This is a genomic window from Nonomuraea sp. NPDC004354, assembly GCF_053602555.1.
This window is the reverse complement of record NZ_JBSGDV010000005.1, coordinates 223,113-245,396: the sequence shown is the minus strand read 5'-3', so window position 1 is coordinate 245,396 and position 22,284 is coordinate 223,113. Positions and strand designations below refer to the sequence as shown.

Annotated in this window: 17 protein-coding genes; 9 read left to right on the top strand and 8 right to left on the bottom strand. The window is 72.2% G+C overall.

Features of this window, described 5'->3' with window-relative positions; translation table 11 throughout:
- The first annotated feature begins 23 nt into the window (after positions 1-23).
- Complete coding sequence (locus tag ACWENQ_RS18405; protein WP_449922417.1) at positions 24-371, top strand: MmcQ/YjbR family DNA-binding protein; 348 nt, start codon at positions 24-26, stop codon at positions 369-371.
- Here the strand turns inward: ACWENQ_RS18405 and ACWENQ_RS18400 are convergent.
- Positions 350-1,213 carry a hypothetical protein gene (locus ACWENQ_RS18400; RefSeq protein WP_452415251.1) on the bottom strand — a complete coding sequence of 288 codons (864 nt, stop codon included), beginning with the start codon at positions 1,211-1,213 and terminating at the stop codon, positions 350-352. The two genes, ACWENQ_RS18405 and ACWENQ_RS18400, sit on opposite strands and share 22 nt — an antisense overlap.
- Positions 1,214-1,360: 147 nt before the next feature.
- Here ACWENQ_RS18400 and ACWENQ_RS18395 point away from each other — a divergent pair, with 147 nt between their 5' ends.
- Positions 1,361-3,886, top strand: coding sequence for an ATP-dependent Clp protease ATP-binding subunit (locus ACWENQ_RS18395; RefSeq protein WP_452415250.1), 2,526 nt, complete (start codon positions 1,361-1,363; stop codon positions 3,884-3,886).
- On the opposite strand, the gene ACWENQ_RS18390 is transcribed toward ACWENQ_RS18395, so the two are convergent.
- Both ACWENQ_RS18390 and ACWENQ_RS18385 read right to left on the bottom strand, forming a co-directional pair.
- Complete coding sequence (locus ACWENQ_RS18390; RefSeq protein ID WP_452415248.1) at positions 3,883-4,923, bottom strand: aldo/keto reductase; 1,041 nt, start codon at positions 4,921-4,923, stop codon at positions 3,883-3,885. The two genes, ACWENQ_RS18395 and ACWENQ_RS18390, sit on opposite strands and share 4 nt — an antisense overlap.
- A 5-nt stretch (positions 4,924-4,928) precedes the next feature.
- A complete protein-coding gene (locus tag ACWENQ_RS18385) occupies positions 4,929-5,582 on the bottom strand; it encodes an NAD(P)H-binding protein (protein ID WP_452415246.1) in 654 nt (217 codons plus the stop codon).
- A gap of 84 nt (positions 5,583-5,666) precedes the next feature.
- Here ACWENQ_RS18385 and ACWENQ_RS18380 point away from each other — a divergent pair, with 84 nt between their 5' ends.
- The 3 genes from ACWENQ_RS18380 to ACWENQ_RS18370 all read left to right on the top strand — a co-directional run bounded on the left by ACWENQ_RS18380 (position 5,667) and on the right by ACWENQ_RS18370 (position 8,994).
- Complete coding sequence (locus ACWENQ_RS18380; RefSeq protein ID WP_452415245.1) at positions 5,667-6,356, top strand: HAD family hydrolase; 690 nt, start codon at positions 5,667-5,669, stop codon at positions 6,354-6,356.
- Positions 6,357-6,413: 57 nt separating this feature from the next.
- Positions 6,414-7,838 (top strand): NADP-dependent phosphogluconate dehydrogenase, encoded by a 1,425-nt coding sequence (gene gndA, locus ACWENQ_RS18375; protein ID WP_452415243.1) that lies wholly within the window; start codon positions 6,414-6,416, stop codon positions 7,836-7,838.
- Positions 7,839-8,145: 307 nt separating this feature from the next.
- Positions 8,146-8,994, top strand: coding sequence for a sialidase family protein (locus tag ACWENQ_RS18370; protein WP_452415242.1), 849 nt, complete (start codon positions 8,146-8,148; stop codon positions 8,992-8,994).
- A gap of 103 nt (positions 8,995-9,097) precedes the next feature.
- Here the strand turns inward: ACWENQ_RS18370 and acs are convergent, their stop codons facing one another.
- The 4 genes from acs to ACWENQ_RS18350 all read right to left on the bottom strand — a co-directional run bounded on the left by acs (position 9,098) and on the right by ACWENQ_RS18350 (position 13,775).
- A complete protein-coding gene (acs, locus tag ACWENQ_RS18365) occupies positions 9,098-11,203 on the bottom strand; it encodes an acetate--CoA ligase (protein WP_452415241.1) in 2,106 nt (701 codons plus the stop codon).
- Between the two features lie 57 nt (positions 11,204-11,260).
- Entirely contained in the window at positions 11,261-11,548 is a 288-nt protein-coding gene (locus tag ACWENQ_RS18360; RefSeq protein ID WP_449922434.1) for a hypothetical protein, read from the bottom strand.
- A 173-nt stretch (positions 11,549-11,721) separates the two neighbouring features.
- Positions 11,722-13,365: a SulP family inorganic anion transporter gene (locus ACWENQ_RS18355; RefSeq protein WP_449922822.1), complete on the bottom strand. Its 1,644-nt coding sequence runs from the start codon at positions 13,363-13,365 to the stop codon at positions 11,722-11,724.
- 68 nt (positions 13,366-13,433) lie between these two features.
- Positions 13,434-13,775, bottom strand: coding sequence for an ArsR/SmtB family transcription factor (locus ACWENQ_RS18350; protein WP_449922436.1), 342 nt, complete (start codon positions 13,773-13,775; stop codon positions 13,434-13,436).
- 630 nt (positions 13,776-14,405) lie between these two features.
- On the opposite strand from ACWENQ_RS18350, the gene ACWENQ_RS18345 reads away from it, so the two are divergent.
- The 4 genes from ACWENQ_RS18345 to ACWENQ_RS18330 all read left to right on the top strand — a co-directional run bounded on the left by ACWENQ_RS18345 (position 14,406) and on the right by ACWENQ_RS18330 (position 21,238).
- Entirely contained in the window at positions 14,406-17,648 is a 3,243-nt protein-coding gene (locus ACWENQ_RS18345) for an AfsR/SARP family transcriptional regulator (RefSeq protein ID WP_452415239.1), read from the top strand.
- A gap of 706 nt (positions 17,649-18,354) precedes the next feature.
- On the top strand, positions 18,355-19,914 hold the full coding sequence (locus ACWENQ_RS18340) for an MFS transporter (protein WP_452415237.1): 1,560 nt from the start codon (positions 18,355-18,357) through the stop codon (positions 19,912-19,914).
- Entirely contained in the window at positions 19,911-21,062 is a 1,152-nt protein-coding gene (locus ACWENQ_RS18335) for a cytochrome P450 (RefSeq protein WP_452415236.1), read from the top strand. Before ACWENQ_RS18340 ends, ACWENQ_RS18335 begins: the two co-directional genes overlap by 4 nt.
- Complete coding sequence (locus ACWENQ_RS18330) at positions 21,059-21,238, top strand: ferredoxin (protein WP_449922443.1); 180 nt, start codon at positions 21,059-21,061, stop codon at positions 21,236-21,238. The genes ACWENQ_RS18335 and ACWENQ_RS18330 overlap by 4 nt, the downstream gene beginning before the upstream one ends.
- A gap of 301 nt (positions 21,239-21,539) precedes the next feature.
- On the opposite strand, the gene ACWENQ_RS18325 is transcribed toward ACWENQ_RS18330, so the two are convergent.
- Positions 21,540-22,136, bottom strand: coding sequence for a dihydrofolate reductase family protein (locus tag ACWENQ_RS18325; RefSeq protein ID WP_449922445.1), 597 nt, complete (start codon positions 22,134-22,136; stop codon positions 21,540-21,542).
- Positions 22,137-22,284: the final 148 nt, after the last annotated feature.

Genomic DNA, 22,284 nt, shown 5'->3' with positions numbered 1-22,284 from the left:
CAAACCGGCGCTAGATTGGCTGGATGGTCACCGTCGACGACGTGCGCGCCCTGGCTTCGCGACTGCCCCGCTCCTCCGAGCACCTGATCCACGACCGGGTGAAGTTCCGGGTGGGCTCCATCGTCTACGTCGCCTTCTCCCGCGACGAGACGATCATGGGGTTCGGTTTCCCCAAGGAGGAGCGCGAGGCGCTGGTGGCCGCCGAGCCGGGCACATTCCTCCTGCCGCGCGAGAGCGACCTGCGCTTCCACTGGGTGGAGGCGCGGATGGCCGCCCTCGACGTGCCCGAGATGCGCGAGCTGGTGACCGAGGCGTGGCGGATGTGCGTGCCGAAGAAGGTCTACGCCGCCTACCTGGAGACGCTGCGGTAGAGGTCGCGCGCCAGGGTCGTGGTGCGCTTGACCGAGTCGTTCCACCCGCCGCCCGCCGGGTGCGCGGTGAGCAGCACGAAGATCAGCCGGTCGCCCGCGCCGACCAGGCCCGTGGTGTGCAGGACGGGCCTGCCGAGGTCGGGCACCAGCGGCCGGAGCACCTGCGTCCGCGGGGTGACCAGCGCGCCGCCCGCCCCCGCGGGCGAGCACCTGACCGGCGGCACGGTGCCGAAGCCCGACCAGCCCTGCTTGACCGCCCACGGCTTCGGCAGGCCGCGCGGGATGCCGAAGTACTGGTCGAAGCCGTCGGTGCCGCATGGGGTGGCCTGGCGCAGGTGTCCGACGACGAGGTCGCGGACCCTGGCGTCGGCCCGGTCCATGAGGTAGCGGTAGGTCCTGGCGACGTCGTAGGCGCTGAGCGAGGTGTAGCCCCAGAAGCCCGGTTTGTGGGCGGGCGGCGGGCCGGTGTCGGCCAGGCCCAGCTTCCTGGACATCCGCGTGATGATCTGCCCCTTGCCGCCCCTGTCCCACAGGGCCGAGGCCGCGTCGTCGTCGCTGGAGCGCAGCATGATCTTGAGCGAGGCCAGGTCGCGACCCGCCGGCCGGGCCGTCCGCTCCAGGAAGTCGATCGCGATCAGGATCTTGACCACGGAGGCCGACCTGAAGGCCCGGTGCGCCAGGCGGTGGGCGACGATCTTCCCCGCCACCCGGTCGAAGACCACGTACGCGGCCGTCGTGCCCGGCGGGATCCTCGGCTGGACCTCGGCCGTCGCGAGGGTCGCGGGGGTCGCGGCGAGCAGGGGTACGGCGGCCGCCACGGCCGCCCAGGGCTTGGTTCGCACCCGCCCATGTCTACCAGATCTTGACCGACCGCCTCCCCAGGCGGCTGGGGCCCGAGTACGCCGGCCTGGCCGGGCCGGTCGGTAGGACTTTGCCACCCCCTGGGCTTGCACGGGGAAATGTCAGGCAATCGGCTATTTATGTCGGATATGCCGTTCAGGGGATTCGAGCAGCTCACCGGGCGGGCCTTCGGTGCCGGCACGGACGCGTGGCCCCCCAGGCATCCCAGCGTCCAGCGGGTCGACGTGGGCAGGCTGCTCAGCGAACCGGCCAGGGCGCTGCTCGCCCGCGCGGTCGAGACGGCGGCCCACCGCGGCGCGACCGACCTGGACGAGCTCGACCTGCTGGCCGCCGCCACCCAGGACGATCCGGCACGCGGACTGCTGTCGGCCGCCGGCGCCGATCTCGGCAAGCTGCGCGACCGCATCGAGGGCATGGCCCGCGGCGCGACACCGGGCGAGCCGCCCGCCGCCCTCTCCCCCGCCGCCAAGCGGGCCGTTCTCGACGCCCAGCGCATCTCGCGCGCCCTCGGCGCCTCCTACATCGGCCCCGAGCACCTGCTGCTCGCGCTGGCCGCCCATCCCGACTCCGCCGCCGCCCGCCTGCTGGCCGAGCAGGGGCTCTCGCCCGGCGACCTGCGGCAGGCGGCCATCGGGCGCCCGGCGGCGGACGTCACCGGCGGGGCGGGCGCCACGCCCGCGCTCGACGAGTACGGCAGGGACCTGACCGAGGCGGCCAGGCAGGGCGACATCGACCCCGTCGTCGGCCGCGAGGAGGAGATCGAGCAGGCCATCGAGGTGCTCTCGCGCCGTACCAGGAACAACCCCGTCCTCATCGGCGAGCCGGGCGTCGGCAAGACCGCCGTCGTCGAGGGCATCGCCCAGCGCATCGTCAACGGCGGCGTGCCCGACACGCTGAAGGACCGCCGCGTCATCGCCCTCGACCTGACCGGCCTGGTGGCGGGGGCCCGGTACCGCGGCGAGGTCGAGGAGCGCGTCAGGAAGGTCGTCGACGAGGTGCGCGCGCACGCCGACGGGATCGTGGTCTTCGTCGACGGGGTCCACACCCTGGCCGGCGCGGGCCCGGCGACGGGCAGCGAGCTCGCGGGCCCGGTGGGAGGCGGCACGGCCGCGGGCCCCGCGGAGGGCGGCACGACTGCGGCGGGCGTCCTCAGGCCCGCCCTGGCCCGCGGCGAGCTGCACGTCATCGCCGCCACCACGATCGACGAGTACCGCGCGACCCTCGAGAAGGACACCGCCCTCGAACGCCGCTTCCAGCCGGTGCTCGTCCCCGAGCCGACCGTGGCGCAGACGGTGGAGATCCTGCGCGGCCTGCGCGACGCCTACGAGGCCCACCACCAGGTCCGCATCACCGACGAGGCGCTCGAGGCTGCCGCCACGCTGTCGGCTCGCCACATCGACGGCCGGTTCCTGCCCGACAAGGCCGTCGACCTGATGGACCAGGCCGCCGCCAGGGTGCGGCTGCGCGCCCGTACGCCTCCCGCGGACGTGCGCGAGCTGGAGGAACGGCTGGCGTCCCTGCGCAGGGACAAGGACCAGGCGGTCACCGGCGACGACTTCGACCGGGCCAAACAGCTCACGGCCGAGATCGAGGCCCTCGAACCCCGGCTGACGGGCGCCCGCCACGACAGGGACGGCGTGCCCTCGGTCGGCGCGGCCGACGTCGCCGCGGTGGTCTCGCGCCGCACCGGCATCCCGGTCGCCCGGCTGACCGAGCACGAGCGGACCCGGCTCATCACGCTCGAACAGCGCCTGCGCGAGCGCGTCATCGGCCAGGACGAGGCCGTCACCGCCGTGGCCGAGGCGGTACGGCGGGCCAGGGCCGGCCTGTCGGACCCGCACCGGCCGATCGGCGGCCTGCTGTTCCTCGGCCCGAGCGGCGTCGGCAAGACCGAGCTGGCCCGAGCGCTGGCCGAGACCCTGTTCGGCGGCGAGGACCACCTGGTGCGCATCGACATGAGCGAGTTCATGGAGCGTCACACCGTCGCCAGGCTGGCCGGCACGCCGCCCGGGTACGCCGGCCACGAGGAGGCCGGGCAGCTCACCGAGGCCGTCCGGCGCCGCCCGCACGCCGTCGTGCTGCTCGACGAGATCGACAAGGCCCACCCCGACGTGACCAACCTGGTGCTGCGCATACTCGGCGACGGCCGCCTGACCGACGGGCGGGGCCGGAGCGTCGACTTCACCGACACCGTCGTGATCATGACCAGCACCCTCGGTGCCCACCTCGTCATGGAGGGCGGCGGGCCGCTCAGCGAACGATTCACGGACCTGTTGGCCTCGAGGCTCAGGCCCGAGCTGCTCAACCGCGTCGACGAGACCATCGTCTTCGCCAGGCTCGACGGAGAGCAGCTGCGCCAGATCGTCGACCTGCTGCTGGACAGGACCAGGCGGCGGCTGCGCGGCCGGGGCATCGAGCTGGCCGTCACCGACCAGGCCAAGGACTGGCTGGTCGAGCAGGGCTACCATCCCGAGTGGGGCGCGCGGCCGCTGCCCCGGGCCGTGCGCAGGGAGCTGGACAACAGGCTGTCGACGCTGGTACTGAGCGGCCAGGCGGGGCAGGGCGACACCGTGCGGGCCGACGTGGAGGGCGGCGAGCTGCGGCTGCGGGTGCTCGCCGCCCAGAGCGCGGACGGCCGGCGCCCGGACCTCTAGGAGGCGGGGCGGCGGCGCAGGCGGGGGTCGGTCAGCGCGGGCGGCTGCCAGCCCCGGTCGCCGGGGTTGAGCGTGACGCCCGGCGGGACGATCTCGTCGATCCGGTCGAGGACGTCGTCGCTCAGCCTCACCTGCGCGGCGGGCAGCTGGCTGTCCAGGTGCGCCATCGTCCGCGGGCCGATGATGGCCGAGGTCACCGCCGGGTGCCGCAGCGTGAACGCCAGCGCCAGCTCGATCAGCGTCAGCCCCGCCTCCTCGGCCAGCCGCGCCAGCGCCTCGACCACCTCCAGCTTGCGCTGGTTGGCCGGCAGCGCCAGATCGTAGCGCTCCGGCAGGCGCTCGGCCCTGCGCGAGCGCGGCGGCTCGGCGCCCTTGCGGTAGGCGCCCGTCAGCCACCCGCCCGCCAGCGGGCTCCACACGATGGCGCCCATGCCGTGGCTCTGGACCACGGGCAGCACGTCGGCCTCGATGCCGCGCACCAGCAGCGAGTAGGGCGGCTGCTCGCAGGCGAACCGTTCGAGACCGCGCCGCTCGGCCGCCCAGTGCGCCTCGACCAGGTGGTGGGCCGGGAACGTGGAGCTGCCCAGATAGCGGATCTTGCCCTGCCGTACCAGGTCGGTCAGCGCGCCGAGGGTCTCCTCGATGTCGGTGTCGGGGTCGGGGCGGTGGATCTGGTACAGGTCGATCCAGTCGGTGCCCAGCCTGCGCAGGCTGTTCTCGACGGCCTGGAAGATCCAGCGCCTGGAGTTGCCGCGCTGGTTGGGGCCCTCGCCCATCACGCCGTGCACCTTGGTGGCCAGCACCACCTCGTCGCGCCTGCCCGACTTGGCCAGGGCGTGGCCGACGAACTCCTCCGACTGGCCGGCCGAGTAGACGTCGGCGGTGTCGATGAAGTTGACGCCCGCGTCGAGGGCGCGATCGATGATCCTGGCCGACTCCTCCACCGACGGCTCGCCCCACCCGCCGAACATCATGGCGCCGAGGCACAGCGGGCTGACTCTGAGACCGGTTCTGCCGAGTACGCGGTATTCAGTCACTCTCCCTAGAGTGCCCGAACGGCTTCGGCGATGGGCACCTCGCCACGCACCAGCTCCAGCGTCCTGCCGACCGTGGCCGGCGCGTCGAGCAGCGCCACCACGACCGCGGCCACGTCGTCGCGCGGCACGGTGCCCCTGGCCACCGGCGGCGGCGCCAGCAGGACCCTGCCCTGCCCCTCCTCGTCGGTCAGGCCGCCGGGCCGCAGGATCGTCCAGTCGAGGTCGCGCCCGCGCAGGTCGGCCTCCGCGGCGGTCTTGGCCGCGATGTAGGCCGCCCACACCTCGTCGGAACCCGCGGCGGGCGGCGCGCCCGCGCCCATCGAGGAGATCTGCACGAACCTGCGCAGGCCCGCGCGCTCGGCGGCCTCCGCCAGCAGCACCGAGGCGGCCCTGTCGACGGTGTCCTTGCGGGCCGCGCCCGACCCCGGGCCCGCGCCCGCGGCGAACACGGCGGCGTCGGCGCCGTCGAGCACCCGCGCGACCTCCTCCGCGCTCACGCCCTCCAGGTCGCAGACGACCGCCTGCCCGCCCGCGGCCGCCACGTCGGCCTGGTGGCCCGGGTTGCGGACCAGCCCGACGGCCTGGTCGCCCCGCTCGGCCAGCCTCCGCGCCAACCGCAGCGCGATCTTCCCGTGTCCACCCGCGATCACCACACGCATGCCTCCAGCGTGTCACACGGGTGTAGTTGACGCAGTCAGGACCCGCTCCGCGGGGTCCTGGGCGGGCGTGGTGAGAATGGGCAGATGGACTACACCGAGCCACCGGGCCCCGCCTTCCTGTTCGACCTCGACGGCACCCTGATCGACAGCGTCTACCAGCACGTCATCGCCTGGCGCAGCGCCCTGTCGGGGATGGGCATCGACCTCTCGGTGTGGCGGATCCACCGCAGGATCGGCATGAGCGGCGGCCTGTTCGTCACCGCGCTGCTGAGGGAGACCGGCATCACCCTCAGCCAGAACCAGATCGACGACCTCCAGCGGGCCCACGCCGACGCCTACACCGAGCAGGTCGACTCGGTCAGGCCGCTGCCCGGCGCGGTGGAGCTGCTGCGCGAGCTGACCGCGCGCCAGGTCCCCTGGGCCATCGCCACCAGCGGCTACGCGCGGACCGCCCGGCTGGCGCTGTCCATGCTCAAGCTGCCCGACGACACCCCGATGGTCACCCGCGACCTGGTACGGCGCGCCAAGCCCGACCCCGACCTGTTCCTCGCCGGAGCGGCCCTCCTCGATGTCGACCCGCACCACGCCATGGTCGTCGGCGACAGCGTCTGGGACCTGCTGGCCGCCAGGAGGGCGGGCGCGCTGGGCGTCGGCCTGCTGTCGGGCGGCTACGGCAGGGACGAGCTCGAGCGCTCGGGCGCCTTCCGCGTCTACGCCGACCCGGCCGACATGCTCAACCGGCTCGACGAGCTGGGCGTACGCCTGAGGGAATAACCGCGCACCGCCAAACCGATCACGTGAAGGATGCGTATCTCCGCAAGAGGAGCTGACATGGATCTGGCAGACATCGGCGTCACCGGACTTGCCACGATGGGCCGCAACCTGGCCCGCAACTTCGCCCGCCACGGCTACGCGGTCGCGGTGCACAACCGTTCGCACGGCCGTACCGAGGCGCTGGTGAAGGAGTTCGGCGGTGAGGGCACCTTCCTGCCCGCGGAGGACATGGCGGCCTTCGTCGCCTCGCTCAAACGACCACGCAGGGCGATCATCATGGTGAAGGCGGGCGCGGGCACCGACGCCGTCATCGACCAGCTGGCCGACCTCATGGAGCCGGGCGACATGATCGTCGACGGCGGCAACGCGCACTTCGAGGACACCAGGCGCAGGGAGGCGGCGCTGCGCGAGCGCGGCATCCACTTCGTGGGCGCCGGCATCTCGGGCGGCGAGGAGGGCGCGCTGCTCGGCCCGAGCATCATGCCGGGCGGCTCCCGCGAGTCGTACGAGGCGCTCGGCCCCATGCTGGAGGACATCTCCGCCAAGGTCGAGGGCGTCCCCTGCGCGACCTACGTGGGCCCGGACGGCGCCGGCCACTTCGTGAAGATGGTGCACAACGGCATCGAGTACTCCGACATGCAGCTCATCGCGGAGGCCTACGACCTGCTGCGCCAGGCGCTCGGCGCCTCCCCCGCCGAGCTCGCCCAGGTGTTCCGCGACTGGAACGAGGGTGACCTCGGCTCCTACCTCATCGAGATCACCGCCGAGGTGCTCGACCACGTCGACGCCGAGACCGGCCGGCCGTTCGTGGACGTCGTGGTCGATCGCGCCGAGCAGAAGGGCACCGGCCGCTGGACCGTCCAGAGCGCGCTCGAACTGGGCATCCCGGTCACCGGCATCGCCGAGGCGGTCTTCGCCCGCGCCCTGTCCGGCCACCCCGAGCAGCGCGCGGCCGCCCGTGACCTGCGGGGCCCCTCGCAGGCCGGCGTCGCGGGCAAGGAGCTGATCGAGGACGTACGGCAGGCGCTGTACGCCTCCAAGATCGTCGCCTACGCGCAGGGCTTCGACCAGATCGCGGCGGCCTCGAAGGAGTACAGCTGGAACGTCGACCTCGGCGCGATGGCCACGATCTGGCGCGGCGGCTGCATCATCAGGGCGCGCTTCCTCGACCGGATCCGCGCCGCCTACGACGCCGACCCGGCGCTGCCGACGCTGCTGGCCGACGAGGGGTTCGCGGGCGCGCTGGCCGCCGCGCAGGACGCATGGCGGCGGGTGGTGTCCACGGCCGTGCGGATCGGCGTGCCGACGCCCGGGTTCTCCTCGGCGCTGGCCTACTACGACGGCCTGCGCAGGGACCGGCTGCCGGCCGCCCTCGTGCAGGGCCTGCGCGACTACTTCGGCGCGCACACCTACCACCGGGTCGACAAGGAGGGCGCCTTCCACACCGACTGGTCGGGAGACCGGGCCGAGCACCCGGCGTGAGCGCCTTTACGTTGTAGATTTCCAGCCCCGCAGCGTCCGAGCTGCGGGGCTTTTTGTGGTCTTCCACGTCTTTACCCCGCGTCCTGTAGGAGTGGAGGGGTACGAGCCCGATGTAACGGCGAGCACCGAAGTCCCGCTGGAGTGGCGTGCATGGACAGAGGGTCACCGGTGACTACGGTGGGCTTCCGGATGCTTGCCGTCAGGGGACGGGCACGTGAACGTCAGGTGATCACGGACACCCGGCGGCGGGGCGGCGACGGAAGACGGGTGGGAGACTTGGCCGGAGTCGGACGCGGTGGGGCCGTGCGTGGGCACGCCCATGACGGTCTTCAGCACGGCGAGCAGGCGTGCCGACGGGGAACCGGCGCACGAGGGCGACAGGGTGCCGGACATCGCGGTGCCGGATGCCGACCGGCTGGTGGTCGGCCGGCGGGCGAGGGTCTCCGATCCCCTGGACGCCACGCCCGACGACCAGGGCTCGATGGGCTTCGCGCGCTCCTCCGACGACGGGCGCACCTGGACCACGGGCACTCTCGCCCCGGCGACGGCCACCCACCGCTGCCACTACGTCGTCTCCCTCAACGACTCAAGTGCGATTTACGCCCTCCTGGGACACATCACGATCGCCGAGGACCGCGACCGGACGGGGAACGTCGACGGATTCCCTGTCAGCATGGTCGCCAGGCGCAGTACGGACTCTGGTGCCGGCCGGCACGACTTTCCCCTCACGGTCGGCGTGCCGCCCAACAGCCGGGGTGTGGTCGTCGACGGGAAACCGATCAAGCACGACCGGGTGTGGCTGCTGCCGTACTGGCGGCAGACCTGCGGCGGGACGCGGGCAGGAGTGCTCGGCTCGACGGACCCGCGGACCTGGCGCCCGGGCGGATCGGCGCAGCCGCCGCCGGGCATCGGGGTGGAGGAACCCCGGGTGACGCCTTCCCAGGAGGGCGGCCTGGTGATGGTGGCCAGGGCGCTCGACCTGCGGGGCGGCACGTCCCCGGAGGACAGGGACGCGAGGTACCGTGCCCACGCGGCCTACGCGGCGGTGTCTCCGAGCGCGGACGGGGGGCTCACCTGGGCACCGATGACCTTGGACCCCCAGCTCCCGAATTATTACGTTAAAGGCTTCTTTGCCATGGATGGCGGGGCCGCGTGATGACACCATGCCCGATGGTGATCGTGCTCGCGGTCGCGATGCCCACCTGGGCGTCGTCGTGCGACAGAACGGCCACGACCTCCACCTGACCAGGAACGCGTCGCTAGTCGGTCTGGCCGTAAGCTTCGATCTCCTCGCGTTCCTGGGAGGTGAGCTCGCGGGGCACCTCACCGCGCACGCTCTTCTCGCGTTGGACGCGGTGGCGGATGTCGTCGACGATCTCCGGGTTGGCCAGCGTGGTGATGTCGCCGACGTCGGCGAAGTTGGAGATGGAGGCGATGACCCGGCGCATGATCTTGCCGGAGCGGGTCTTGGGCATGTCGGCGACGGTCCACACGTTCTTCGGCCGGGCGATCTTGCCGATCCGGCTGTCGATCGCGGCGACCACCTTGTCCTCGATGTCCTTGCTGGCCGCGATGCCGGGTTTCAAGGCGATGTACATCTCCACCGCCCGGCCGCGCAGCTCGTCCATGACCGGGACGGCCGCGGCCTCGGCGATCTCCTCGACCGTGAGGGCCGCGGACTCCAGCTCCTTGGTGCCCAGCCGGTGGCCGGCCACGTTGATGACGTCGTCGATGCGGCCCAGGATGCGGAAGTAGCCGTCGGCGCCGAGCGTGGCGCCGTCCCCGGCGAGGTACGGCCAGTCGTGCCAGTCCTTGCTGTCGGTGTCGGCGCAGTACTTGGCGTAGTACAGCTCGACGAACCGTTCCGGCTGGCCCCAGATGGTCTGGAAGATGCCCGGCCACGGGTTACGGATGCAGATGTTTCCGGCCTTTCCGCTGCCTGCTTCGACCACGTTGCGATCCTCGTCGTAGATCACCGGATAGACACCCAGCACCCCCGGTCCGCAACTGCCCGGCTTCATGGGATGTACGGCCGGCAGCGTACTGCCGAGGAACCCGCCGTTCTCCGTCTGCCACCAGGTGTCGACGATGACGGCCTGGCCCTTGCCGACGACGTCGTGGTACCAGCGCCAGACGTCAGGCTCGATCGGCTCGCCGACCGTGGTCATGTGCTTGAACCGGTAGTCATACCTGAGCGGCTCGTCAGGGCCGAGCTTGCGCAGCATCCGGATGGCCGTCGGCGCAGTGTGGAAGATCGTGACGCCCAGGCGTTCGGCGATGCGCCATGGGCGTCCCGGATCCGGATATGTCGGCACGCCTTCGTAGATGACACTGGTGGTCCCCAGCGACAGCGGGCCGTACACGATGTAGGAGTGGCCGGTGATCCACCCGATGTCGGCCATGCACCAGTACGTGTCCTCGGGGTGGATGTCCTGGTAGTACTTCGAGGTGCCGGTCACGTAGGCCAGGTAGCCGCCGGTGCTGTGCTGGCAGCCCTTCGGCCGGGCGGTGGTGCCGCTGGTGTACATCAGGAACAGCGGCGCCTCGGCGGGCATGGAGACCGGCTCCACGAGCGAGCCGCGGTAGTCGCCCATGACCTCGTCGACGAAGAAGTCGCGCCCTTCGACCATCGCCGCCTTGGAGGCGTACTGCCCGCGCCGCCGCCGCCAGACGAGCACCTTCTCCACCTCGACGCCCAGCTTGGCCGCGGCCTCCACGGCCTCGTCCGCCTTGGACTTGTGGTCGACCAGCTCACCGTTGCGGTAGTAGCCGTCCATCGTGACCAGGATGTGGCTGCCGGAGTCAGCGACGCGGTCACCGCATGCCGTACCGCTGAACCCGCCGAACACCTCCGAGTGGATCACCCCGAGGCGGGCGCAGGCCAGCATGGAGACGGGCAGCTCAGGCACCATCGGAAGGTGGAAGGTGACCCGGTCGCCGGTCTTGAGGCCGCAGAAGTCACGCAGCAGCGCGGCGAACTCGTTGACCCGCTTGTGCAGCTCCTGGTAGGTGACGGCCTGTGGGTCCTCGGACTCGGGTTCCGGCACCCAGATGAGTGCGGCCTTGTTGCGATCCTTGGCCAGATGCCGGTCCACGCAGTTGTAGGACACGTTGAGCCGGCCGCCGACGAACCACTTCCAGAACGGCGGGTTGCTGGTGTCCAGCGTGGTGTGCCAGTAGGCGTCCCAGTCGAGCAGATCGGCGTATTCCTTGAAGCACTCGGGGAAACGCTCTTCTGCGAACCGGTCGAAGATGGCCGGATCCGCGGCGTTGGCCTGGGCGATGAAGGTCGCCGGGGGCTGGTAATAGTCCTCTTCGCGCCAGTGGACGGCGATCTGGGCTTCCGAGGGATTTTCTGCCGTCATCGCGGAAACCTCCGCTATGTCAAGAGTGTGACCGATCAGCCGCCACGATCCGAGTCGTCAGTCGTCCTCCAGCCAGCCCGCGCAGACGCCGAACTCGTGCAGCGCGGCGCTGATCTCCGCCTGACGGGCGAAGGCAGACGTGTCGGCCAGCGAAAGCGATTCCCAACACAGCCTGTCAGTCAATGCCAGGGCTTGCACGGTCACCGCGGTCAGCGCACTGATCGGTTGTGTCTCGGCCTCGTGCCGCAGCAGGCCTACCGCCCGCGCAGCCGCCTCGCTCGTGGTGGCGGCCCCCAACCGTCCCAAGAGCTGCGACAACTCGCCCGCGAGATACTGCTGTGTCATCTCGGCCGCACCTCCCAGAGTCTGGGAGGTGCACATCGTAACTCCGCCGGCCGATCGACGACTACCTGCGCTCTGGCAGGAATTCGCGTCGTCCTGTCCGGCGCGGGCGAGCCGTCCCTTGTCTTGCCGCCGTGGGCGGGCGGGGCGATCCCGCCGGCCCCCTTCTGGCTGCCTCAGCGGGGCAGGACGGGGTGGCGGCGGGAGGGAGCAGGCAGGAGGCCGGCGTGGTGGAGTTGGTCGCGAGCGGCGGCGATGGCTTCAGGGGTTGTGGCGAAGACCCGGCCCGCCTGGTCGAGATGGGCGATGACGCCAAGGGCGTGCAGGGGCTGATGGTGGCCGTCGCGGATGCCGGAGACATAGACGGTGATGCCTCGGCGTTGCAGGCGGTCGATGGCATCGCCCAGGACCAGGGCGCCGCTGGCGTCGATGGTGGTGACGCGGGACATCCGCAAGATCACCACGGAGACGTCGGCGACCTCCGACAGCTCCAGCAGGAATCGGTGTGCGGCGGCGAAGAACAGCGGCCCGTCCAGCCGGTAGGCGACGATGTGCTCGGCGAGCAGGGCGTGCTCGTCTTCGGTGTGGTCGCCGGGCAGGTCGTGGGCGATCGGCATCTCATCGAGGCGGACGTCACGGGCGACGGCGCGAAGAGCCAGCGCCCCGGCCACGGCCAGGCCGACGATGACGGCCTGGACCAGGTCGAGCGCCAGCGTCGCGATCGCGGTCAGGACCAGGACCACGGCGTCGCCGCGGGTCGAGCGCATCATCGCCTTGATCGAGCCGACCTCCACCATGCGCACCGAGGTGGCCAGCAAAACGCCGGCCAGCGCGGCCAGCGGAATCTTGGCGACCAGGTCGGCGGCGGTGAACACGATGACGGCCAAGATGCCCGCGTGCGCCAGGGCGGCCAGCCGGGAGGAGGCGCCGGAGCGGACGTTGACCGCGGTGCGGGCGATGGCGCCGGTGGCCGGCACCCCGCCGAACAGCGGCGCGACGAGGTTGGCCAGACCCTGTCCGAACAGCTCCCGGTCGGGGTCGTGCCTGTGGTTGACGCTCATGCCGTCGGCCACCGCGGCCGACAGCAGCGATTCCAGCGCGGCCAGGGCGGCGACCGCGATCGCCGGGGCGATCATCGAGCCCAGCGCGCCCACCTCAAGGAAGGCCAGCGACGGTGCGGGCAGCCCGGCAGGCAGGTCGCCGATCCGGGCCACCGGCAGGCCGGCCAGCTCGACGACGAGGGTGGCCACCACGACTGCCAGCAGCGAGAACGGCAGGGTCGGCCGCCAGCGTGCGCCCAGCAGCATCGTCGCCGCCACGGCCAGCGTGACCGCCGGCGCCCACCAGCGTGGATGGGCGAGGAAGTCCTGGACGGCCTGCCAGGACACGCCGATGACCTTGTCCCCCTCCGGGGCCGGCACGCCCAGCGCGGCCGGGATCTGCTGCAGGCCGATCACGCAGGCGATGCCGACGGTGAAGCCCTCCACCACCGGCGCCGGCACCAGCGCCATGTACTTGCCCGCGCGCGCCAGCGCCAGCGCGAGCAGCAGCAGCCCGGCCAGCACGCCGACCGTCAACACCCCCGAAGCGCCATGGGCGTGCATGATCGGCACCAGCACCACCGTCATCGCGCCGGTCGGCCCCGACACCTGCAGGCCGGAGCCGCCGAACAGCGCCGCCAGCGCTCCGGCGACCACCGCGGTGGCCAGCCCGGCTTCGGCGCCCAGACCGGAGGAGATGCCGAAGCCCAGCGCCAGCGGCAACGCCACGATCGCCACCGTGAGCCCGGCCAGCAGATCACGCCGGGGATGGCGGCCCATCGCGGCCAGCTCGCCACGTTCGGGCAGCACAGAACGGAGGCGGGCCCAGGCGGCCGGCAACAGGGAGGTCACGAGGCGCCGGCCTCCGCCTGCATCAGTTCGCTCAGCAGCTCGCTTTGCCCCGACAGCTTGTGCGTCAGCAGTTGGCGGGCCGCGCGCAGCAGCTCGGCCACGTCCCCGCCGGCCAGGGCGTAGACGACGGTGGAGCCGTCGCGGTGCGCGCTGACCATACCCGAACGGCGTAGCACGGCCAGATGCTGCGACAGCCCGGTCGGCTCGACCTCGATGGCCGCCAGCAGGTCCCGCACCGGCTTCGGCCCATCTTGCAACAGCTCCAGCACCCGGATCCGGACCGGGTGGCCCAGCAGCCGGAACAGCTCCGCCTTGGCCTCATACAACGGCACCGACATCACAGCCCGCTCCCCCCGGCCGGATCAGCCTCACCTTGCCCGGCCTCGGACGAGCCGATCGTTATGCCGTGCGTGCGCGCCAGCCGTGTCACGTGCTCCCATTCGGCTTCGGCCAACGCAAGCGCGTCGGCGTCATCGCCGTGGCGGGCCGCCTCCAACGCCGCGCTCGCCCGGCGTGCCCGCTGTCTGACCGCCGCAGCGAAAGACCCGCTCACAGCACCCCTATCCGTCGAACCGTCTCGAAGTCCACTCCATGATGTAATGAATTGCGAACATTCGCAATTCGCGAAGTAGATGGGGCTGATCCGTCGCCGACAGCGCGACCTTGGCCGGCCTGCGCCGGAGCGACCATGTACGGGGAGTCGACCTCCACCACTCCTACGCGGCGATCACCGTTGCCGGGCCTGTCGACCAGACAGCTCGCCACCCGGATCGGCGCCGAACGGCCAGGTCGCCAAGGGAGCCATGGAGATCCGTCGTCGCAAGGCACGGTCGCCGGGTCGGCGACGACCGTCACCCATGCGGAGCCGGGACGTGCTCGATGTCGGCACGGCGAAGAATGCCCCCGAGGTTATCCACAGAACCGGATTCCAAAACGCCGCGCTCCGCCCCGCCGACGACAATCTAGGTATGCGATTCGGCGTGCTCGGCCCCACGGAGGTGTTCGGCGTCCCCGTGCGGGGCGCCAGACTCAGCGGCCTGCTCGTGCTCCTGGCGCTGGAGGCGGGCCGGGTCGTGTCGGTCGAGCGCCTGATCGGCGACATCTACGGCCCGGCGGGCACGATCAACGCGCTGCAGTCGCAGGTGTCGCGGCTGCGTGCGGTCGTCGGCGTGCCGCTGGAGCTTGCCGCGGCCGGCTATCGGCTGGTGGTCGATCCGCTGGAGGTCGACGCGCACCTGTTCACCCGCCTGGTCGCCGACGCCAGACGGGTGCCCGGCCCCGCCGACCGGTCGCGGCTGCTGCGCCAGGCGCTCACCCTGTGGCGCGGTCCCGCGCTCGCCGACGTGCTGGACCTGCCGTTCGCGGGGGGCGAGGCGGCCCGGCTGGAGGAGCTGCGGCTCGCGGCGCTGGAGGACAGGCTGGAGGCCGATCTGCTCGAGGGGTCGGTGCCCGTGGGCGAGCTGGTGTCCGAGCTCGGTGGGCTGGTCATGCGTCACCCGTTGCGCGAACGGCTCCGCGGGCAGCACATGCGGGCCCTGGCGGCGGCGGGCCGTGGAGCCGAGGCGCTGGAGGCCTTCGAGGACGCGCGCCGGACGCTGGCCGACCAGCTGGGCGCCGACCCCTCACCGGCGCTGGCGAACCTGCACCTCAGCTTGCTCCGCGACACGCACGCCCCCGGGCACCGCCGGCCCGCGGCCGACCGTCCCGAGGCTTGGGCTCCCGCGAGCGAGGCTGCCTGCTTCCCGGGTGCCTCACCCGCTGTCGCCACCGGAGCAGCGCCCCCGAACGCTTGGGTGACGGCGGCACCCCCCTCGGGCGGGCCCGCCCTCCCCGGCACCTCGGCCCTGCGCCCGCGCGGCCCACGGCCGCAGCGCACCAGCTTCGTCGGCCGCGACAAGGAGGTGCTGCTGGTGCGCGAGTTGCTCGGGGAAAGCCGCCTGGTGACGCTCAGCGGTCCCGGCGGCGCGGGCAAGACGCGGCTCGCGATCGAGGCGGCAGCGGGTCTCGGCGAGGTCTGCTTCGTCGAACTGGCCCCGCTGCGCCCCGGCTCCGACGTCGCGGCGGCCGTGCTCACCGCCCTCGGCCTCCCGCACACCCACACCGAGCCGCCGCGCCCGCTGACCGTCCCCACGATCCAGCCGCCCGCCGACGCGCTGGTGGCCGCTCTCGCCGGCCATGCCGTCACGCTGCTGCTGGACAACTGCGAGCACCTCGTGGAGCCCGCCGCCCTCCTGGCCGACCGGATCCTCGCCGAGTGCCCAGGCGTGCGGATGCTGGTCACCTCCCGCGAGCCGTTCCACATCCCCGGCGAGCAGGTCCTGCCGGTCCCGCCTCTCCCCCGGCCGCTGCACGACCTGCCGCTGGCCGTGGCGCGCGAACATCCGGCCGTGCGGCTGCTGGCCGACCGGGCGGCTGCCGTACGCCACGGGTTCGCCGTCACCGACGCTAACCTGCCCTCCGTGCTGCGCATCTGCCGCGCCCTCGACGGCCTGCCCCTGGCCATCGAGCTGGCCGCGGCGCGGCTGCGCGCGCTCACCCCCGAGCAGGTGGCCGCCCGGCTCGACGACAGGTTCCGCCTGCTGACCGGCGGCAGCCGTACGGCGCTGCCCCGCCATCGCACGTTGCGCGCCGTGGTCGCCTGGAGCTGGGACCTGCTCGACCCGGCCGAACGCGAGCTCGCCGCCCGCCTGTCGGTCTTCGCCTCGGGCGCGACCGTGCACACCGCCGAACGCGTCTGCGGCGGCGACCTCGACCTGCTGACCGCGCTGGTCGACAAGTCGATCCTGCAGGCCGACGGCGGGCGCTTCAGGATGCTGGAAACCGTCCGGGCCTTCTGCGCCGAACGGCTGGCCGAGACGGGCGAGGAGGAGCGGGTACGGCAGGCGCACGCCGAATGCTTCGCCGCCATGGCCGCCGCGGCCGAGCCACAGCTGAGAGGCCCCGACCAGCTGCGTCGCCTGGCGGAGCTCGGCGCCGAACACGACAACCTGCGCGCGGCGCTGCGCTGGACGATCGACACCCGCAGGGTCGAGCCGGCGTTGCGGCTGGTGGCCGACCTGTGGATGTACTGGTGGCTGCGCGGCATCAGGCACGAAGGCGCGGCCGTGTCGGTGGAGGTGCTCGACCTGGTGGGGTCCGAACCACCGCCGAGCCTGGTGGAGGAGTACATCGTCTGCTCGCTGCAACTGGCCGCGGGCGGCAAGCCGGGCACGCAGGAGCTGCGCGACATCCTGGCCAACGCCGAACGCCTGGCCGGCGGGCTGTCCCAGCCGCCGCGCAACCCCCTCGTGGCCATGGTCAGGCCCTATCCGTCGATCGCCGAGGGCGACTACACCACGATGCTGCCCGCGCTGCTGGCGGCCACCACCGCCTCCGACCCGTGGACCAGGGCCTTCGCCAGGCTGCTGGTCGGCTACCTCCGTCTGGGCGCGGGCGAGGTCGACGCGGGCGAGCGCGAGTTGCGCATGGCGCTCGACACCTTCCGCGTGGCCGGCGACCGGTGGGGAGTGGGCCAGGCGATGCTCCAGTTGTCCGAGCTGGCCGGCTGGCGCGGCGATCACGCGGCGGCCATCGCGACGGCCGGTGAGGCGCTGGAGGTGATCGCGCCCTTCGGCGCCGCGGAGGACACGGCGCTCGTGCTGTCGCGCAGAGGCGCCGAGCTGGCCCGCGCGGGCGACCTGGAGGCCGCGCGGGCCGAGCTGGAGCGGGCCGTCGCGATGGCCGGCCGGCTGGAGGTGTCTGAGGCGGTGGCCGTCGCCACCTACGGACTGGCGGAGGTGGCACGACTGGCAGGCGACGAGGAGCAGGCCGCCACGCTCTACGCCGCCGCGCTCGCCCACTGCGAGGCGCACTGGCTGGGCGCCAACGAGACGCGCGGGCGCATCCTGATCGGGATGGGACGGCTGGAGCGCTCCGGCGCCACGTTACGCGAGGCGCACGACCTGCTCGTCGCGGTGCTCGACCTGCCGGGGGCGTCGGGCGCGATCGAGGCGATGGCCGAGCTGACGCTGCGCGAGGGGGCGGCGGCGCGGGCGGCGTTCCTGCTCGGCGCGGCGGTGTCGCTACGCGGGGTGTGCCTGCCCGACGGGCCTGATGTGGCGCGTACGGCCGCTGACGCGCGCGGCGAGCTCGGCGACGCGGCATTCGACCGGGCGTATCGACGCGGGCGCGAAACGCCTCGCGACCAGATCCCCGACGCGCTGCCCTACTGATCGGCCCCGGAATTGGAACGGCCTGCCCGGCTACGCCCACATGGCCAAGCGCCGCACGCAGGGCAGGAGAGTCGTCGAGAGCGTCTGCCTACCGCCCCTGCCGCAGGTGCCCGCAGCCGATGACACCCGCCGCACCGCGTTGCCGCACCGTGCGTTCCCCGCGGTGTCGGCAGCCACCGTTCCTGTGGCCGCCCGCAGCGCCGCAGTCGTGAATGACCGACGCTGCGAAACCACGCGCGCGCTCGCGCGTGCCGGACCCGATTCATGTGAAACCGGCCCGACGCCACGCCTGCCGATCTCGCAAGCGCCCGAAGCGACGCCGCTCCCACCCCACTCGGGCGCCCCGACCTGACGCTCAAGCGCTCCCAACCGGACGTCCACGCCAGACACGTGAGTGCCGAACCGACTTGTGGGCACCCGACCCGCCACCCGCGCCACACACGTGAGCGTCGGCTTGACGCCCACACGCCGCACTCGTGAGTGCCGAACCAACGTCCGCGCGCGTGAGCTCGCGCGGAGAGTCCGGTCGGCGCTTGCGGGCCGCGCGCGGACAGCGTGCGAGCTCGTGCGGGGCGCATACGCGCAGCGTGCGCTCGTATGGGCCCGTGCGGACAGCGTGCGCTCGTGCGGGGCCCGTGCGGGCGGCGTGCGCGCTCGTGCGGGCGGCGTGCGGGCCGCGTGCGCGCCCCGGTCCACCGTTGACGGCATGACACCCTTGAGCAGGACGAGACGCTGGGCGGCTCTGGCCACCCTGTGCCTGACCGTCTCGCTGATCGTGATCGACGGCACCGTGCTGCACCTCGCCATCCCGAGCCTGACCGAGGCGCTGCGGCCGTCCAGCACGCAGGTCCTGTGGATCGCCGACATCTACGGGTTCGTGCTCGGCGGCCTGCTGATCACCGCAGGCAACGCCGGCGACAGGTTCGGCAGGAAACGCGTCCTGCTCATCGGTGTGGCCGTCTTCGGCCTCGCGTCGCTCGCCACGGCCTACGCGCCCACCCCCGAGCTGCTCATCGTGGCCCGAGGGGTCCTGGGGGTGGCCGGGGCGACGATCATGCCCTCGACCCTGTCCATCATCCGCAACATCTTCACCGACCCGCGCGAGCGCACGACCGCGATCGGGCTGTGGAGCTCGGTGACCACGGCGGGCGCGGCGGCGGGGCCGCTGCTGGGCGGGCTGCTGCTCGACCACTTCTGGTGGGGCTCGGTCTTCCTGATCAACGTTCCGGTGATGGTGGTGGTCCTGCTCGTGGCGGCCGTCACGCTGCCGGAGTCGCGCAATCCCGACGCGGGCCCCATGGACATGCCGAGCGTGCTGCTGTCCGTCGTCGGCGTGATCGGGCTCATCTACGCCGTGAAGGAGGCGGCGCACGCGGGCCCAGGCCAGACCGCCGTTATCGTCGCCGCCGTCGTCGGGCTGTGCGCGCTGGCGGCCTTCTGGAGACGGCAGACCAGGCTCGCCCATCCACTCATCGACGTGCGCCTGTTCCGTCGCAGGGCGTTCTCGGGCGCGGTCGGCGGCGACATGGTGGCGGTGTTCGCGCTGGTCGGCACGTTGTTCTTCCTTTCGCTCCACATGCAGTTCGTGCTCGGCTGGACACCGCTGCGAGCCGGACTCGCCCAGCTGCCCGCGATAGCCGCCTCCACGGTCGCGGCGCTGGTGGCGGGGCGGCTGGCGATGGTGTGGAGCAGGGCGGCGGTGATCTCGCTCGGGCTCGGATTGTCAGCGGCGGGCCTGGCGGTGCTGGTGACGCTGCCCGTCGAATCCGGCTACCCCGTGGTTCTCGGCTCGCTGGTGCTCATCGGCATCGGCGCGGGCCTGTCGTTCACCGTCACCGCTGACACGGTGATCGCCACCGTGCCCAAGGAGCGGGCGGGGTCGGCGTCCGCGATCGCCGAGACCGCCTACGAGCTGGGCGCCGCGCTAGGGATCGCGCTGCTCGGCAGCCTGCTCGGCGGCCTCTACCGCCGGATGCTGCAGCTGCCCGACGGCCTGCCGGAACAGGCGGCCGAGGCGACACGCGACTCGATCGGGGCGGCGCTCCAGGCGGCGGCCGAGCTTCCGGCCCACCTGTCCCGGCAGGTGTTCGCGGCGGCGGCCGAGGCCTTCGTCCACGCCGTCCAGATCACCTCGCTGATCGGCGGCGCGCTGGTCGCGGTCGTGGCGGTGCTGGCGCTGTTCACACTGCGCGGCCTGCCCAGCGTCGTCGACGAGCACCCACTCGACCCATCGGCAACTGTCACACGACAAGGAGCTGACAGATGAGAGCGATTCCCACCGAACGGGGCACGTGCCCGTTCGACCCGCCCGCGGGCATGGCCGATGAACCGCTCGGCAAGGTGCGGCTGGCCAACGGCGATCATGTCTGGCTGGTGGCAAGGCACAACCTGGTCAGGCAGGTGCTGGCCGACACGCGTTTCAGTTCGGAGATCGAGGGAGGCTTCCTCGGCTCGCCGTTGCGTGCCGTGGAGCCGGACGCGGGCATGTTCATCCAGATGGACCCGCCCCGGCACACCCGCCTGCGGCGGCTGATGACCGGCCGGTTCACCGTGCAGCGCATGAACAAGTTGCGCCCGCGCGTCGAGCAGATCGTCACCGACACGCTCGACGCGCTCGAACGGCGCCCGCGACCGGCCGATCTGGTGGAGCATTTCGCGCTTCCGATCCCCTCGCTGGTGATCTGCGAGCTGCTGGGCGTGCCGTACGCGGAGCGCGAGGAGTTCCGGGAGGCCGGCGCCCGGCTGCTGAGCCTGACCAGCACGGTGGAGGAGCAGGAGGCGACGCTGATGAGGTTCGCCGGCTACCTGGCCGGGCTCATCGACCGCAAGCGCGCCGAGCCCGGTGAGGGCCTGCTCGACGACCTGCTCGACACCGATCTGAGCGACGACGAGCTGATCGGGATCTCGGTGCTGATGCTGGTCGCGGGCCACGAGACCACCGCCAACATGCTGAGCCTCGGCACTCTGCTGCTCCTGCGGCATCCCGGTCAGCTGGCTCTGGTACGGCAGAGCCCGGACGCGGCCAGGACCGCGGTGGACGAGCTGCTGCGCTACCTGTCGATCGTCGACGTCGGCATGTTCCGGCGGGCGAGCGCCGACATGGAGCTCGGCGGGCAGGTGATCCCCGAAGGGGACTTCGTCACCTGCTCGCTCGCCGCCGCCAACCGCGACCCCGCGCTGGTCGACCGGCCCGACGAGCTGGACGTCACCAGGCCCAAGTCACCGCACGTGGCCTTCGGCTTCGGACCGCATCAGTGCCTCGGGCAGAACCTCGCGCGGATGGAGATGGAGATCGCCTACCCGGCGCTGTTCCGGCGCCTACCCGAGCTGCGGCTGGCCGTCCCCCTGGCGGAGGTGCCGTTCAAGAACGACATGGCGATCTACGGCGTGCACCGGTTGGAGGTGGAGTGGTGATCAGGGTGGACCGCGAGCGGTGCGCCTCCTCGGGGCAGTGCGCGCTGTCGGCACCGGAGGCGTTCACGCAGGACGAGGAGGACGGGCGCGTGGTGCTGCTCGACGAGACGGCCACGGGCCCCGCGATAGGGCGAGCCGTAACCGGTTGCCCGACCCAGGCGATCAGATCGGACTGAGCCGAGGCGGTGTCCCCCACGTCGCCCACGCCGCTCACCCCCGGGAAGGGCTGCGCGGTGTGGACGGTCGGGGTCCGCCTGAGCAGGTCGCGTCTCTACCCGGCGTGGGCCGTCGGCCGGAAGCCGCGCCGCAGCCCGCGCGGGTAAGCCCGGAGAAGCGATCAGTTCGCTACCCGCGCTAGGTTGCCTGCGCTGCTGCTCGACCGGCGACCCACGCTCGGTGGCCTGCGCTGACGCTCGACCGGCGACGCGCGCCGGGAAAGGGTGCCGGCGGCTGGTCGGCTCCCGGCGCGGGTTCGGCCTAGTTCTTGGCGACCGACTGGTAGGTGCACACGTGCACGCCCGCGTCGCTGATGACCGTGGAGGTGAGTTCGAGTGTGCGCAGCGCACCGTCGCTGGGGAAGATCGTCTTACCCCCGCCGAGGAGGACCGGCATGATCATGAGGCGGAGCTCGTCCATCAGGTCCTCGCTGAGGAGGGCCCGAACGAGCGACGGGCTGCCCATGATCAGGAGGGAGCCGCCGTCGGTGTCGCGCAGTTCCCTGATGCGGGCGACCGCCTCGCCGCCGGGGATGCGCGTGGTGTTGTTCCACGTCAGTTCGTCGTCGCCGAGCGTCTCGGACACGACGTACTTGGGGATGGCGTTCATCCGGTCGGCGAACGGGTCACCGGCTCGCCCGGGCCACGCCGCGGCCATCGTCTGCCACGTGCGGCGCCCGAACAGCAGCGCATCAGCCTTGGCGAGGGCGTCGTCGAAGGCGCCGCCCACCACGTCCGGGTCGAAGAAGGGGTGCGTCCAGCCGCCGTGGGCGAAGCCGCCGTCGGTGTCCTCCTTGGCGCCGCCGGGGGCCTGCACGACGCCGTCCAGGCTCATGAACTCGGTAGCAACGATACGCATGGGACTCTCTCCTCCGGGATGGTGTCGCTGAGTGTTGGCATCACTGATCGCGTCGCGGCGCGACGATGAAGGTCTTGCTTGGCGTGACCGATTCGAGGTGGTCACGGAAGGCGGGTGGGCGCGCGAGGGCACGTCCCTGGCCTGGCCT

What these genes read in the sequence shown, in the direction of transcription:
- ACWENQ_RS18335 (WP_452415236.1), top strand. Translation starts at nt 19,911, where the DNA reads ATGAGAGCGATTCCCACCGAACGGGGCACGTGCCCGTTCGACCCGCCC.
- ACWENQ_RS18355 (WP_449922822.1), bottom strand. Translation starts at nt 13,365, where the DNA reads ATGGGCCGCCATCCCCGGCGTGATCTGCTGGCCGGGCTCACGGTGGCG.
- ACWENQ_RS18350 (WP_449922436.1), bottom strand. Translation starts at nt 13,775, where the DNA reads ATGTCGGTGCCGTTGTATGAGGCCAAGGCGGAGCTGTTCCGGCTGCTG.
- ACWENQ_RS18380 (WP_452415245.1), top strand. Translation starts at nt 5,667, where the DNA reads ATGGACTACACCGAGCCACCGGGCCCCGCCTTCCTGTTCGACCTCGAC.
- ACWENQ_RS18360 (WP_449922434.1), bottom strand. Translation starts at nt 11,548, where the DNA reads ATGACACAGCAGTATCTCGCGGGCGAGTTGTCGCAGCTCTTGGGACGG.
- acs (WP_452415241.1), bottom strand. Translation starts at nt 11,203, where the DNA reads ATGACGGCAGAAAATCCCTCGGAAGCCCAGATCGCCGTCCACTGGCGC.
- ACWENQ_RS18325 (WP_449922445.1), bottom strand. Translation starts at nt 22,136, where the DNA reads ATGCGTATCGTTGCTACCGAGTTCATGAGCCTGGACGGCGTCGTGCAG.
- ACWENQ_RS18340 (WP_452415237.1), top strand. Translation starts at nt 18,355, where the DNA reads ATGACACCCTTGAGCAGGACGAGACGCTGGGCGGCTCTGGCCACCCTG.
- ACWENQ_RS18385 (WP_452415246.1), bottom strand. Translation starts at nt 5,582, where the DNA reads ATGCGTGTGGTGATCGCGGGTGGACACGGGAAGATCGCGCTGCGGTTG.
- ACWENQ_RS18405 (WP_449922417.1), top strand. Translation starts at nt 24, where the DNA reads ATGGTCACCGTCGACGACGTGCGCGCCCTGGCTTCGCGACTGCCCCGC.
- gndA (WP_452415243.1), top strand. Translation starts at nt 6,414, where the DNA reads ATGGATCTGGCAGACATCGGCGTCACCGGACTTGCCACGATGGGCCGC.
- ACWENQ_RS18345 (WP_452415239.1), top strand. Translation starts at nt 14,406, where the DNA reads ATGCGATTCGGCGTGCTCGGCCCCACGGAGGTGTTCGGCGTCCCCGTG.
- ACWENQ_RS18395 (WP_452415250.1), top strand. Translation starts at nt 1,361, where the DNA reads ATGCCGTTCAGGGGATTCGAGCAGCTCACCGGGCGGGCCTTCGGTGCC.